Below are 14,275 nucleotides of genomic sequence, written 5' to 3' on the forward strand. Positions count from 1 at the left end.
TCCGATCAGTCCTCCAGAACCCAGGTGTCTTTGGTGCCGCCGCCCTGGCTGGAGTTGACCACCAGCGAGCCTTCCTTCAGCGCCACGCGGGTCAGCCCGCCGGGAATGATCCGTACCTTGTCGGAGACGAGGACATAGGGCCGCAGATCGACATGTCGCGGCGCAATGCCCTTGTTGACTAGGATCGGCACGGTCGACAGCGAAAGGGTTGGCTGCGCGATGTAGTTGTTCGGCTTGCTCTTCAGCTTTTCGGCAAAGGCCGCCCGCTCCTTCTTCGAGGCCGTCGGTCCGACGAGCATGCCGTAGCCGCCGGAGCCATGGACTTCCTTGACGACGAGATCGGCAAGGTTGTCGAGCACATATTGCAGGCTATCGGGCTCCGAACAGCGCCATGTCGGCACATTTTCGAGGATTGGCTTGCGGCCGGTGTAGAATTCGACGATCTCCGGCATGTAGGAATAGATCGCCTTGTCGTCCGAGATGCCGGTGCCGGGAGCATTGGCGATGGTGATATGGCCGGCGCGGTAGACATCCATGATGCCGGGGATGCCGAGCGCGGAATCCGAACGGAAGGTGAGGGGATCGAGGAAATCGTCGTCGACGCGGCGATAGAGCACGTCGATGGCCTCGTAGCCCCGCGTCGTACGCATCTTCACCTTGCCGTCGATGATGCGCAGATCCGAGCCTTCGACCAGTTCCACGCCCATCATGTCGGCGAGGAAAGAATGCTCGTAATAGGCGGAATTATAGATGCCCGGCGTCAGCACGGCGACGCGCGGCTTGCCCTTGCAGCCGGGAGGTGCGAGCGATGCTAAGCTCTGGCGCAGCAAGAGCGGATAGTCCTCAACGCGCTGCACCTTGTTCTGGTGGAACAGCTCGGGGAACATCTGCATCATCGTTTCGCGGTTTTCCAGCATGTAGCTGACACCGGAAGGCGTGCGGGCATTATCCTCGAGCACATAGAACTGGTCTTCGCCGGTGCGCACGATATCGGTGCCGACAATGTGGGTGTAGACACCGCCCGGCGGGCGGAAGCCGATCATCTCCGGGAGGAAAGCATCGTTCTTCTCGATCAGCTCGCGCGGGATGCGGCCGGCGCGGATGATTTCCTGCTTGTGGTAGATGTCGTGGAGGAAAGCGTTGAGCGCGATGACCCGCTGTTCGATGCCCTGGGCGAGCTTGCGCCATTCGCGGCCGGAAATGATGCGGGGAATGATGTCGAAGGGAATGAGCTTTTCGGAGGAGTCTGCGTGTCCGTAGACCGCGAAGGTAATTCCCGTTTTTCGGAAGATGGTTTCCGCATCTCGGGACTTGGAAATCAGGTGGCCTCTATCCTGACCGGAGTACCATTCGAAGTATTTCTGGTAAGGTGCGCGCGGACTTTCATCCGCAGTAATCATTTCATCAAATGCCAAAGGCGCGGTCCCCGTGTTTTTACCCATTTGAATACAATGGTTTTTACAATGCAAGAAGTATGCGCAGTTGCCGGTACGAATTTTACCGCGTCGAAAAATGCTGGATTTGCAGGCATTTAAGAGAAAATCGGCTACTGCCTGCCCGGTCTTGCTGCATTACTTGGATCAAAATTTGAGCATCTGCTTGTTTTGCGGAATGCGCGTCTCGGTGCTCTGCGATGCCTCGGGCCGTGAAGAAAAATTGATCGATGCTGTCAGCAGATGGATTTTGACGGTTCCGCTGGTATCGGCTATCAGCCGTCAACCCCTCCGCGCGGTACCCGGAACTCGATCTCTATTCGGTTCCTACGCGCCAAACACATATCGGTTCGATTTTCATGTCCCTCGATAGACTTGCACCAGCGATCTTCGTGCTTCTCTGGTCCACAGGGTGGATCGTCGCCAAGTATGCCTCGCTGCATTCGGGTCCGTTCACCTTCCTGATGATCCGCTACAGCCTGTCAGCGCTGGCTTTCGTGCTGGTCTGTTCTGTAACCGGCGCCCGGTGGCCGCGCGATTGGTCGAGCGTGTTTCGAGCTGTTTATTCCGGCGTCTTCCTGCATGGCATTTATCTGGCCGGTCTCTGGTGGGCGATCGCCGAGGGTGTTCCGGCCGGCATTTCTGGTATCATCGCCGCTTTGCAGCCGCTGATGACAGCCATGGCGGCGCCATTCCTCGTCGGTGAACGCGTGCAGCCGATCCAGCGCCTCGGCCTGCTGCTCGGTTTTCTCGGCATCGCGATTGCGATATCACCAAAGCTGCTTGCGTCGGGGACGGCCGATCTCTGGCAATCTGCGGTCCCGCTCGTCGTCAATCTGCTGGCGATGGTGTCGGTGACCTACGGAACGCTCTACCAGAAGCGCCATTTGCAGACCGGCGATCTGCGCACAATCGCAACCTTGCAATATGTCGGCGCATTGATCGTAACCGTGCCGCTGGCCTTCATATTCGAAGGGTTGCGCTTCGACGGCACGCAGACGGCGATCCTGTCCCTTCTCTGGTCGGTCTTCGGCCTGTCGATGGGGGCTGTCGGCCTGCTGCTCTATCTCATCCGCCGGGGGCAGGTCTCGCGCGCGGCATCGCTGATCTATCTGATGCCGCCGGCCGTCGCCATCGAAGCGGCGATCGCCTTTGGCGAACCGTTGACGCTGCCGATCATCGTCGGCACGGTCATCGTGGTGCTGGGCGTTTATCTCACCAACCGGCGCACGGCGGATGTGGTGCCGGAATAAAATGGAATGACAGAATAAGGAAAGGGGGCCAGTCGCCCCCTTTTTTGATCGTGTATCAGGCGCGTTCGCGGCGCTGGCCGCCATTGCCCGGGCCGCGGCGCTTCACGCGGCCGTTTCCGCCGTTGCGCTGTTCGCCCTGGCCGCTCTGGTTGCGGTCTTCACTGTGACGACCCGCCGGGCGGCCATGGGAGTGGCGCTGCCCGCGATGGGCGCCGCCTTCATGCCCTGCGCCGTTGCCGTTCGCTGAGTTGCCGTGATGCGGCTTGCGTGCCGGACGGAAATCGGACGTCGATACGAGATCGTTGTCCACCTCCGGGCGCGGCGTCTGCTCGTTGCGGCGCTGGCCGCGGAAATCGGCATTGCGGTTGTTTTCGCGCTGCGGACGATCCTCGCGCGGACGGCGCTCCTGACGCTCGCCGGTCTGGCCGCGGGCCTCGCCGTTTTCCTTGTCGAAGAAAGGGCGACGAGCCGGGCGAGCCGGACGACCTTCAGGGCGACCCTGACCGGTGCCACGACCCTGGCCCTGGCCTTGGCCACCACGGGCGCCGCCGCGATTGTTGCCGCGAGCCGGACGGCCACGGTCGGCCGGAGCCTCGCCGCTGGCAACGGCGATCTCGATGCCCATCAGGCGCTCGATGTCGCGCAGCAGGCGGATTTCGTCCGGAGCGCAGAAGGCGATGGCGATGCCGTCACGGCCGGCGCGCGCGGTGCGGCCGATGCGGTGGACATAGGCGTCGGGCACTTCCGGCAGGTCATAGTTGTAGACATGCGAAACGCCGGGGATGTCGATGCCGCGGGCGGCGACATCGGTGGCGACGAGAACGCGGATTTCGCCGTCACGGAAGGCCTTGAGGGCGCGTTCGCGCTGACCCTGGCTCTTGTTGCCATGGATGGAGGCAGCGGCAAAGCCGACATGGTCGAGATGCTTCATCAGCTTCTCAGCGCCGTGCTTGGTGCGCAGGAAGACCATGGCGCGGCCATCCGGATTGGCGGAGATCGTTTCCTTGAGGATCTCGGTCTTATGGTTCTGGCCGGCGACGAAGTGGACATACTGCTCCACCTTGTCGGCCGCCTTGCCCGGAGGCGATACTTCGACCTTGACCGGATCGGTCAGGTAGTCGGAAGCGAGATCGGCGATCGCCTTCGGCATGGTGGCTGAGAACAGCATGGTCTGGCGCTTGGCCGGGACCATTTTCGAGATCTTTCGCAGATCGTGGATGAAACCGAGATCGAGCATCTGGTCGGCCTCGTCGAGGACGAGATGGGTGACATGGCCGAGCGACAAAGCGCGGCGGCTGATGAGATCGAGCAGGCGGCCCGGGGTGGCGACGAGAATATCGGTGCCGCGCTCAAGCTGAAGCTGCTGCTTGTTGATCGAAGCGCCTCCGACCACGAGGTTGATCCGCAAGTGCGTCTTGCGCACGAAGAGCTTGAGGTTGTCGGCGATCTGGTTCACCAGCTCGCGGGTCGGAGCGAGGATCAGCGTGCGGACGGTGCGGTTGTCCGGGCGCTTGGGGTCCTTCAACAGCATTTCGATGATCGGCAGGCCGAAGGCGGCCGTCTTGCCGGTGCCGGTCTGGGCGAGGCCAACGAGATCGCGGCCCTGGAGAACGAGCGGGATCGCCTGTGCCTGGATCGGCGTCGGTGTGGCGAAGTTGTTCTGCGACAGCGTATCGACGATCTGCTTGGAGAGACCAAGCGAGTGAAAATCGGTCAATTCAATACCTTTCGGGGGCGCCAAAGCAAAAAGGCCGGGTCGCACCATGCGGTCCGGTCTGTCTCTGGCGTCAAGAACCCCGCGTGAAGTGGGAACTTGTAAGTTGGAAAAAGCTTTCCAGCGCATCTGACCGCCTTGGGTGCGGTCTCATTATCTAAAGCGCTTTTGTCCTTCTCTTGCGTACGTCTAGTCCCGCAGGGCACGCTCACGCGGCGGCCGGAAGGTGAAAGCTGAGGCGCATTTGGTCTTTTTTGCAGCTAAAGTCAAGAGGGCGGGCAAAAGCTCTTCAACAGGCCAACGAAAATGCCGCCGAATCAGGCGGCATCGTTGATAGTGGAGGGGTAGCGGACCCTGCGGCGTTCAAGCCTCAGCGGCAGACCTCGACCCGATACGGGCGGCCCCAGCCATCGTGGCGCCAGGCCCAATAGCAGCTGGGATAGGGGCGCACATAGACGCGTTCATAGGCCGGTCCTTCGTAGTAAGCGGGATAGGCCCGGTAGGCCGGATAATAAGCAGGATAGGCCGGGTATGCCGGCCGTACCGCTTCGGCGGCCAGAGCGCCGCCGACAACGCCGGCAGCCAGGCCGCCGAAGAAGGCGCCGCGCTCGGAGGCGCCGGCATTGGTGGTGGTTACGGCGGCGGCGCTGCCGAGCGTCAGCGCGATTAAGCCGGCGGTTGTTAAAGTGCGAAGCACAGACATCGAAATCCCTTTCCGAAACAAAGGCCTCCCAGCCGAAGCCGAGCTTGACGGTGCGAGGAGAACGGGGCGAAGTCGCGGCTAAAAAATGGAGCGCGGTATTAAATTTTGTTCATGATGGAAGTGCGAAGAGTTTTTGATTTCACTCGGGGAGCAGGTAGGCATACCCCTTCCTCTCACCCGGTGGCACAGGCATCGGGCTGCACGTATTTCCCCGATGCGTGGGGCCGAGCGCTACGTCGTCCTGGCGGCTAAACATGGTTAACGCCTTGTTAAAACGATCTGTGTTAGAGCATCGCTTTATGAACTATCATGCGTGGTGAGAAGAGAGGCTCCGTTTGACCCTGGACGGTGAACTGCTGGAGATAGCATGCCGCCGGATCGCCAATCTGGACAGGCCTGCCTACATCAAGAACAGTGAGCTGCGCTACGTCGCCGTCAACGAAGCTTATGCGCGTTTTTTCGGGCGTGATGTCTCCGATTTCATCGGCAACCGCAGCCACGACCTCCTTGATTCGGGCGAGAGCGCCGAGAGGGAGGACAAAGAGCGCCGCGCCCTTGTCTTCTCGTCGGAGGAGACGGCGCTGTGCTTCGACGCTACCGGCCACCAGCGCTCGCGCATACAGATCGAGAGCTTTGCTCCCTCTGAAGATCGCGTCTATGTCTTCGGCATGTTTCTCGATGCGCCGGCCACCCCCGACTCCGTCCCAGGAGCCGACCAGACCAGCTTCTTCCGTACCGTTCTGGAGGATCTGCCGGTCGCGACCTTCGTGCGCGGAGCCGATCATCGGTTGATCTATTCCAATCCCGCCCATGCCGATATCACCGGGCTCGATCGTGCCGAGATGCTTGGCAAGACCGAGCATGAGATGTTTGACGCAGGCGCCGATGATTTCTTTGCCGCAAACGAGGCGGCCTTAAGGGACGGGCGCGGGCGGGAATTCGAAAGCGAAATGGTCGACCGGCAGCAGGTGAGGCGACCGGTGAAAATCAGCCTCAACCGGGCGACGGCGGCCGACGGCAGCCATTACACAATCGGCTCCGTCACCGACATCTCGGCGTTGAAGCAGCGAGAGATGCAAATCATCGAGGCGCAAGCGCGTGCGGAGGCATTGCACCACGATCTCGAAAATATCCTCCGTTCGATGCCGATCGGGGTTCTGATCCATGACAGCGACTACATCGTAGAATACGTTAACGACGCTTGGTACGAAATCTGGGAGTTCTCCAAGGACGAGCGTTTCGAGGGCCGGCCCTATCGCGATCTCATCGCCAGGCATTTCGCGCTGGAGCGTTTCGGCCCCGAAAGTCAAAGCGTCGAAGATATCTATCAGGCGCGTTTGGCTGCCCTGCGTAAGGCTGGGTCGCACCTGCAGACTGAAGTGGATTTTGCCGACGGCAAATCCGTCATTATCGATGCGCGCCGAATTTCCAATGGCCGCACACTGATGTCCTACACGGACATTTCCTCCGTGAAACAACAGTCGCAGGAGATTACCGAGACACGGCTGGCGCTTGAGCGTCTCGGCGAGCTCGTGGCCGACGCGATGCAGGCCATGTCGCAGGGCCTGCTGATTGTTCAGGACGGCACGATCATCCTGGCAAACGACACGCTGCAGCGCATGCTGAAGCTGCCTGCGGAGCTCCTGGAGGCCGGTAGGAAATGGTCCGCCGCTTTTGATTATTGCGCGGCTCGCGGCGATTTCGGCGACGATCCGGAGGCTGTGCGGCAGTCCTGGGGCGAAAGCATCAGGGCGGGCAAGCCGATATGCTGCGTGTTCCAGGTCGTCGGCGATCGCTGGATACAGCTTGAAGCCGCGATCGGCGGGCATCGCCGATGGACCGTGGTGCTGACCGATGTCACCGAAATGAAGGAGCGTGAGGCCGATCTGCAGCTCCTGCTGGCCCGCAGCAATGCGGCGGATCGGGCCAAATCCGAATTTCTCACCCATATGAGCCATGAAATCCGCACGCCGATGAACGGAGTTCTCGGCATGGCGGAATTGCTCGCCAAGACCGGTCTCGACGCGCGGCAAAAGACCTTCGTCGATATTATCGTCAAGTCCAGCAATGCGCTTTTGACCATCATCAACGATATTCTCGATTTCTCGCGGATCGATACCGGTGAGATGCATCTGCGCAAGATGGCGTTTGACCCGATAGAGGCGGTCGAGGATATCGCTGCGCTGCTGGCGGCTGCCGCATCGGAAAAGAATATCGAACTGATCGTACGTGCCGCGCCCGGTGTGCCGGCGGCAATACTTGGCGATGCCGGGCGCTTCCGGCAGATCGTGACCAATCTTGTCGGTAACGCGATAAAGTTTACGGAGCGGGGTCACGTCCTTGTCGAGCTGGATAGCCAGCCGGAAGCCGACGAGGATGTGCTGCTGACGCTGCGTATCGAAGACACCGGCATCGGTATTCCAGACGAGAAGCTTGCCACCATCTTCGATAAATTCTCGCTCGCGGATTCATCTTTTGCGCGGCGCCTCGAAGGTTCCGGTCTCGGGCTCGCCATCACGGCCGGCTTGGTCGATCTTTTCGGTGGCTCGTTGTCGGTCGAAAGCGAATGGGGCAAGGGATCGGTTTTCACGGTCCATTTGCCGATGCCACTGGTTGCCGAGCGCGGCAAGCCTCCGGATCTGCCGGCTGACGTCAAGGGCGCGGGTATCTTGATCGTCGAAGATCATGATATCCATCGGCGCATCTTGACCGAACAGCTCGGACAATGGGGCTTTGACAGCTTTGCCGCCGAGGATGGCAGCACGGCCCTTGCCATTTTGAATGCCGCTTTCGATATGGGCGTGCCTGTTGATGCCATGATGATCGACTATAATATGCGCGACATGAACGGCCATCAGGTCGCGCATGCCGTCCGCGCCGATCCCCGCTTTGATGCGCTGCCGGTGATGTTTCTGACATCGATGGGGACGGTCGGTTCCGAAAAAGAGTTCACCGCAGTCAACGGCCAGGTGCATCTGATGAAACCCGCGCGCGCCAATGTGCTGCGCAATACGATCATCGACGTCGTCCGCACATCAAGGCGCCGCAAGGCGAGCAGGCCACCGAGCCCCATGGCCCGGCGCCGGCCGATAGACGTCGAAGCCGCCGCTGCGATCCAGGTCACCGAGCAGATGACTTCCGCAAGACCCGGCAACACCATCGATGTTCTCGTGGCCGAAGACAACGAGGTGAACCAGATCGTCTTCACGCAGATCCTGCAAGCGACGAACCTGCGCTTCCTTGTCGTGGAAAACGGTCAGGCGGCTGTGGACTCGTGGCGCCAGTTACGGCCTGCGTTGATCCTGATGGATGTCTCCATGCCGGTCATGAACGGTCATCAGGCAACACGGATGATCCGTCAGTTCGAGGCACAGGCCGGCCAGGGCTGGCATGTGCCCATCATCGGCGTGACGGCACAAGCGCTGGAGGTGGATCGCGTGATGTGCATGGAGGCGGGCATGGATGATTGCCTGTCGAAGCCGATCAGCCCCGAGCTTCTCGAAGGAAAGATCCAGCGCTGGCTTGACGATGCGGCTCTTCGGGCCGATCGCTCCAACAGCTAGGCCGGCTTGACGCCGCAGAGCATTTCCCGCTTGCCGGCGAAGCCTTGCCGTCGCTCGACGGTGAAACCTGCTGCTTGAAGATTGCGGCGCACGAAACCGGCGGCCGCATAGGTGGCGAAGGTGCCGTTCGCAACCGTTTTGCCGCAAAGCATCTGCATCAGTTCCAGCGACCACATGTCGGCGTTGCGCGATGGCGCGAAGCCATCGAGATACCAGGCGTCGAAGCCCGGCTGCGCATTGCGCACGCCGTCCAGCGCCGGGCCGCAGACGACGGTGAGACGTGTATGGGCCTCGAGCTCCAGAGATACCACGCCTTGCGGATCGGCGGGCCACGCAGCGACCAGAGCCCGGCGTTCATTGTCGATCTCGGGCCAATGCGACAGGGCGCGGTCGATCTCCTCGGCACGCATCGGGTAGAGCTCGAAGGACATGAAGTGCAGTTCCGAGCCAGGCGTCGCCTGCTGCCGCCACTGGCGCCATGTCTCGCAGAAATTCAGGCCAGTGCCAAAGCCAAGCTCACCAATCAAGAAATGTCGCTGCTGCTCCCAGCGCGCGGGCAGGCCATTGCCGGCGAGGAAGACATGGCCGCATTCGAGCCGACCATCGGTCTGGCAATAAAAATGGTCGCCAAAAGCCGGGGAATAGGGCATATCGCCGTCGCGCCATTCAAGCTCCGGGCTTGCCGTATTGGTTTCGGACGCGTCAGTCCGATCGGAAACTGGATCTGTCATGGAAAGAGCCGATAGTCCTCCAAGACCTGCCGGTCAATCGTCCGTCGATCTTCTGATCGTCGGGGGCGGCATCATGGGCTTGTGGGCGGCCGTCCATGCCGAACGTCTCGGCATTCAAACGCTGCTGGTCGATGCCGGCGGATTCGGGCAGGGGGCGAGCGGCGGCCTGCTTGGCGCGCTGATGCCGCATATGCCGGACAAGTGGTCTGAAAAGAAGCAGTTTCAGTTCGATGCGCTCCTGTCTCTGGAGGAGGAGCTTGCGGTGCTGGAGGCGGCGACCGGACTTTCCGCTGGCTACCGTCGCGCCGGCCGCCTGATCCCGTTGCCGAAGCCGCACCTTCGACAGATCGCGCTCGGTCATCAGCGCGATGCCGAAACGCATTGGCATCAGGGCAGGCGCGAATTTCAATGGCAGGTGCTCGATGCTGCGCCCGTTCCGGGCTGGATCGACCCCGCCGCTGGCGAAAGCGGCTTCGTCTTCGATACGCTTGCGGCGCGCGTAGCCCCGCGGGCCTTGCTGGACGTGCTTCAGAGATTTCTTGCCACCGCCAGGCATGTGCGGCTTGTTGAAGGCCTGAACATTGATCGGATCGATCCGGATGGGGGTGTTGCTGTCACGAGTGGAGAGGATATCCGTTTCGGCCGCTGCATTCTGGCTGCCGGTTACAAGTCTTTCCCGATCCTGGATGGGCTGACGCACAATCGCAAATCAGCCCTCGGGCAACCGGTCAAGGGGCAGGCCGCGCTGCTCATGGCGGATATCGACGGCAGCCTTCCGGTCATCTTTCGCGATGGCCTCTATATCGTTCCGCATGAGGGTGGGCTGGTCGCAGTCGGCAGTACCAGCGAGAACCGCTTCGAAGACCCGTTAACCACCGACGGCCAGCTGGATGATCTGCTGGCTGCAGCCCGCGCGATGGCGCCGGTTTTGGCTGGGGCGGAGGTGGTCGAACGCTGGGCCGGCTTGCGGCCGAAGGCGGTCGATCGCGACCCGATGGTGGGTGCTCATCCCGACCATCCGTCGCTGATCGCCCTGACCGGCGGCTTCAAGGTGAGCTTCGGATTGGCGCATCGGCTGGCGGAAGCGGCCGTGTGCGAGGCCGCGAATATGCCGTGTTGCTTCAAGTTGCCGCAGTCATTCACTTTGGCAAGTCATATTACAGTCGTATCACATAAAACGTGAATATACGCCCTTTCGGGTCGTCAATTTGTCACGCAAATCACCTATCTCCTTGGCCGTCGGAACCCCGGTTTTGTCAGCCGGACTGTCGCGCTTTGGAGGAGATTTTATGCGCTACGCCATTTGCTTCACGCCGTCCGCGAGCGATCCGCTGACGCTTGCGGCCGCACATTGGCTGGGCCGCAACGTCTATTCCGGTGAGATGGTCGACCCGCCTGCGATCCGCGGGCTGGGGATCCATGAGATCGCCTTTTATACCGCCGTTCCCCGTCGCTATGGTTTCATGGGCTTGCTGAAGGCGCCGTTCAGGCTGGCGGAAGACATGTCCGAGGCCTTGTTGCTGCGCGATCTCATGCGCTTTTCCGGCTCGGTCGCGCCGTTCGAAATTCCGCGGCTGGAAGTTGCGCGGCTCGGTGGCGCCCTGGGCCTCGTTTCGTCCGAACCTAGTCAGAAGATGCATTTTCTCGCTGCGTCTCTGGTGCAGGCCTTCGACCTCTACCGCGCGCCGCTGACCGAGGCGGAGATCGAGCGCATCGATCCTGACGGTCTCTCGGCGACGCAGTTCGCCAACCTGCACCGTTGGGGCCATCCGCATGTGATGGACGAATTCCGCTTTCAGATGATGCTGACCGGCACGGTCAGCCCCGGCGACATGCAGCGCATCGAACGGGCATTGCGCGACTTCTTCGAACCCGCACTTGCCGCGCCGATCCCCGTTTCCAACATCGCCTTGATGATGGAAGACGGCTCCGGCGGCCCCTTCCGGGTGCATTCCCTGCATCCGATGGGCAAGGTGAGTGCGCGCAAGATTGCCTAGCTTCGCGGGCGCTGTTCGCCCCGGCGGCTTGCCATTGAAGAGAAAGTGATTTTCCCACTTTCCGTCTCGACTTTCGCCATATGGATGCTACCGTTCTGCTTATTCAAGAAGGTGCTTCAATGTCGGAAAACTACGCCCGCGATCTCATCGGCTACGGCCGCAACACTCCCGACCCAAAATGGCCTGACGACGCCCGCGTCGCGGTGCAGTTCGTGATCAATTATGAAGAGGGCGGGGAAAGCTGCATTCTCGACGGCGATCCGGGCTCGGAAAACTTGCTGTCGGAGATCGTCGGCGCGGCATCCTGGCCGAACCAGCGTAACCTCAACATGGAATCGATCTACGAATATGGTTCGCGCGCCGGCTTCTGGCGGCTGTGGCGCATGTTCACCGAACTCAAGGTTCAGGCGACGGTTTATGGCGTGACGCTCGCCATGGCGCGCAATCCCGAAGCGGTTGCCGCCATGAAGGAAGCCGGATGGGAAATCGCCAGCCACGGTTACCGCTGGCTGGAATACAAAGACTTTTCCGAGGATCTGGAGCGCAAGCATATTCAGGAGGCGGTGCGGCTGCACACCGAGATCACCGGCGAACGGCCTTACGGCATGTATCAGGGCAAGCCATCGGACAATACGCTGCGGCTCGTCATGGAGGAGGGCGGCTTCCTCTATTCCTCCGATTCCTATGCCGACGATCTGCCCTTCTGGGTCGATGGTCTGAACGGCAAGCCGTTCCTGATCATCCCCTACACGCTCGAAACCAACGACATGCGGTTTGCCACGCCGCAGGGCTTCAACTCCGGCGACCAGTTCTTCACCTATCTCAAGGATGCCTTCGACACGCTTTACGAAGAAGGCAAAGAAGGCAGCCCGAAGATGATGTCAATCGGCCTGCATTGCCGCCTCGTCGGCCGGCCCGGTCGTGCCGCGGCATTGCGCCGGTTCATCGAATACGTGCTGAAGCACGACAAGGTATGGGTCCCCCGGCGTATCGACATCGCCAAGCATTGGCACGAACATCATCTTCCCGCGAGTGGGCGCTGAGATGATCTCGCGTGATGAATTCGTAAGCCGCTTCGGCGGCGTCTTCGAGCATTCTCCCTTCATCGCGGAGCGTGCTTATGACGCCGGCGCCATCGTCGAGCCGCTGACCTCGGGCGGCGTGCATGCTGCCCTGGCGAGGGTTTTCCGTGCGGCGAGCGCCGACGAGCGGCTTGGCGTCCTGCGGGCTCACCCCGATCTCGCCGGGCGGCTGGCCATCGCCGGCGAGTTGACCGAGGACAGCCGCAAGGAGCAGGCGGGCGCCGGGCTCGACCGGCTCAGCCCGGCGGAGCATGCCCGCTTCACCGAGCTCAATAGCGCCTATGTGGCCAAATTCCGCTTTCCCTTCATCATTGCGGTCAAGGGTCTCGGCAAGGACGATATCCTTGCCGCCTTCGAGACGCGGATCGGCAATGATCGGGACGCCGAGTTTGCGACGGCAACGGCGCAAGTGGAGAAGATTGCTCTGCTGCGCCTGCAATCCATGCTTCCGGAGAGCTGACGTGCGGCAGGTGTTTCCTCCCCAAATCTCGATACGGGCATTTCGGCGATAATGGCGAGCTGTCATTCACTTCGCTCATCGCTTAAAGATTGGCTGGAGGGGAGCCGTGTGACATGAGCTTGGATCGGCTGATTGCCCATCTTGATCGCATGCAGCGGGCCGGGTCTGAAATCGGTCAGTTTCTGCAGGGGACAGATAGGGACGCTTTTTTCAACATGGTCGAAAAGCAGCGTGCCGTCGGCATGAATCTGATGCTGATCGGCGAGGCGGCGGCGCGCATTGCGGAGGAATATCCGGAGTTTGTCGTTGACCATCCGGATCTGCCTTGGCATGTGATGCGCGACTTCAGGAATCGGATTGGGCAAGGGCACTTCGACATCGAGTTGACGACCCTTTGGGATCTCGCCCACAAATCTCTTCCGGAGTTGCTCCTGCAACTGGACTCCATTCGCCACTGGCGAGCGGAAGGCGAATAATCATAGAATGACACAGCATCTAGACATTCAACCTTTGACAAAGTCCGCATTCGCACCGTTCGGTGACGTGATCGAGGCTGATCCGGCAACGATGCGATTCATCAATGGCGGGACGACGGAGCGCTTCCATGCGCTATCCAGCGCCGAAGCCATCGGCGACGGGGCTCGAGTTATCCTGAATATCTTTCGCGGCCAACCTCGGGCCTTTCCCTTTACGATCGAGATGATGGAGCGCCACCCGTTCGGCAGCCAGTGTTTCATCCCGCTGAACGGCCGGCCGTTTCTCGTCGTCGTCTCGCTGGATGAGGACGGCAAGCCCGGCAGGCCGCAGGTTTTTCTGGCGCGCGGAGATCAGGGCGTGAACTACCGGGTCAATGCCTGGCACTATCCGCTGATGGCGCTTGGCGAGCAGAGCGATTTCCTCGTCGTCGATCGCGACGGGCCGGGAAACAATCTCGAGGAGTATTTCTTCGGTATCCCCTTCACCATCGGAGCGCCAACCCTATGACCGGACTGACCACCCATGTGCTCGACACCGCTCTCGGCAAGCCGGCCGAAGGCCTGACCATCGATCTTTTCAGGATCGAGGGTGATGTCCGCACGCATCTGAAGACGGTCGTGACCAATTCCGACGGACGTGTGGACGGTGGTCCCATTCTCGTCGGCGACAGCTTTGTTGCCGGCACTTACGAACTGCTGTTCCGGGCAGGGGATTATCTGCGTGCAAGCGGCGCGACGCTGCCCGAGCCCGCCTTCCTCGATCTGGTGCCGATCCGTTTCGGCATTGCCGATACGACAGCGCATTATCACGTGCCCTTGCTGATCTCGCCCTATGGCTATTCAACCTATCGCGGGAGCTGAGA

General features: G+C 60.9%; 13 protein-coding genes. 9 read left to right on the forward strand and 4 right to left on the reverse strand.

Annotated elements, in window-relative coordinates; genetic code table 11:
* Window positions 1-5: 5 nt before the first annotated feature.
* Window positions 6-1,415, reverse strand: a complete 1,410-nt coding sequence (locus GA0061102_RS25435; RefSeq protein ID WP_092854359.1) for a circularly permuted type 2 ATP-grasp protein — start codon at window positions 1,413-1,415, stop codon at window positions 6-8.
* A 377-nt stretch (window positions 1,416-1,792) separates the two neighbouring features.
* On the opposite strand from GA0061102_RS25435, the gene GA0061102_RS25440 reads away from it, so the two are divergent.
* Window positions 1,793-2,686 carry a DMT family transporter gene (locus GA0061102_RS25440; protein ID WP_092854361.1) on the forward strand — a complete coding sequence of 298 codons (894 nt, stop codon included), beginning with the start codon at window positions 1,793-1,795 and terminating at the stop codon, window positions 2,684-2,686.
* A 55-nt stretch (window positions 2,687-2,741) separates the two neighbouring features.
* On the opposite strand, the gene GA0061102_RS25445 is transcribed toward GA0061102_RS25440, so the two are convergent.
* Together GA0061102_RS25445 and GA0061102_RS25450 are read right to left on the reverse strand one after the other, a co-directional pair.
* Window positions 2,742-4,451, reverse strand: a complete 1,710-nt coding sequence (locus tag GA0061102_RS25445; RefSeq protein ID WP_092854363.1) for a DEAD/DEAH box helicase — start codon at window positions 4,449-4,451, stop codon at window positions 2,742-2,744.
* A 319-nt stretch (window positions 4,452-4,770) separates the two neighbouring features.
* Window positions 4,771-5,103: a hypothetical protein gene (locus tag GA0061102_RS25450; RefSeq protein ID WP_092854365.1), complete on the reverse strand. Its 333-nt coding sequence runs from the start codon at window positions 5,101-5,103 to the stop codon at window positions 4,771-4,773.
* Between the two features lie 335 nt (window positions 5,104-5,438).
* Between GA0061102_RS25450 and GA0061102_RS25455 the strand changes: the two genes are divergently transcribed.
* Window positions 5,439-8,666, forward strand: coding sequence for a response regulator (locus GA0061102_RS25455; protein WP_092854367.1), 3,228 nt, complete (start codon window positions 5,439-5,441; stop codon window positions 8,664-8,666).
* Here GA0061102_RS25455 and mnmC2 read toward each other — a convergent pair.
* Window positions 8,663-9,397 carry a tRNA (5-methylaminomethyl-2-thiouridine)(34)-methyltransferase MnmC2 gene (gene mnmC2, locus GA0061102_RS25460; RefSeq protein ID WP_092854370.1) on the reverse strand — a complete coding sequence of 245 codons (735 nt, stop codon included), beginning with the start codon at window positions 9,395-9,397 and terminating at the stop codon, window positions 8,663-8,665. The two genes, GA0061102_RS25455 and mnmC2, sit on opposite strands and share 4 nt — an antisense overlap.
* Here mnmC2 and GA0061102_RS25465 point away from each other — a divergent pair.
* The 7 genes from GA0061102_RS25465 (at window position 9,396) to uraH (ending at window position 14,273) form a co-directional block, all read left to right on the forward strand.
* Window positions 9,396-10,580: an NAD(P)/FAD-dependent oxidoreductase gene (locus GA0061102_RS25465; protein WP_092854372.1), complete on the forward strand. Its 1,185-nt coding sequence runs from the start codon at window positions 9,396-9,398 to the stop codon at window positions 10,578-10,580. The two genes, mnmC2 and GA0061102_RS25465, sit on opposite strands and share 2 nt — an antisense overlap.
* A 106-nt stretch (window positions 10,581-10,686) precedes the next feature.
* Complete coding sequence (locus tag GA0061102_RS25470) at window positions 10,687-11,394, forward strand: DUF1045 domain-containing protein (protein WP_092854374.1); 708 nt, start codon at window positions 10,687-10,689, stop codon at window positions 11,392-11,394.
* 119 nt (window positions 11,395-11,513) lie between these two features.
* On the forward strand, window positions 11,514-12,437 hold the full coding sequence (puuE, locus tag GA0061102_RS25475) for an allantoinase PuuE (protein ID WP_092854376.1): 924 nt from the start codon (window positions 11,514-11,516) through the stop codon (window positions 12,435-12,437).
* A 1-nt stretch (window position 12,438) separates the two neighbouring features.
* Complete coding sequence (gene uraD / locus GA0061102_RS25480) at window positions 12,439-12,936, forward strand: 2-oxo-4-hydroxy-4-carboxy-5-ureidoimidazoline decarboxylase (protein WP_092854378.1); 498 nt, start codon at window positions 12,439-12,441, stop codon at window positions 12,934-12,936.
* Window positions 12,937-13,049: 113 nt separating this feature from the next.
* A complete protein-coding gene (locus GA0061102_RS25485; protein ID WP_092854380.1) occupies window positions 13,050-13,412 on the forward strand; it encodes a HepT-like ribonuclease domain-containing protein in 363 nt (120 codons plus the stop codon).
* A gap of 7 nt (window positions 13,413-13,419) precedes the next feature.
* Window positions 13,420-13,920, forward strand: a complete 501-nt coding sequence (locus GA0061102_RS25490) for an ureidoglycolate lyase (protein WP_092854382.1) — start codon at window positions 13,420-13,422, stop codon at window positions 13,918-13,920.
* Window positions 13,917-14,273 carry a hydroxyisourate hydrolase gene (gene uraH, locus GA0061102_RS25495; protein ID WP_092854384.1) on the forward strand — a complete coding sequence of 119 codons (357 nt, stop codon included), beginning with the start codon at window positions 13,917-13,919 and terminating at the stop codon, window positions 14,271-14,273. Before GA0061102_RS25490 ends, uraH begins: the two co-directional genes overlap by 4 nt.
* Window positions 14,274-14,275: the final 2 nt, after the last annotated feature.

This window comes from Martinezella miluonensis, from assembly GCF_900094545.1.
Classification (GTDB): domain Bacteria; phylum Pseudomonadota; class Alphaproteobacteria; order Rhizobiales; family Rhizobiaceae; genus Rhizobium; species Rhizobium miluonense.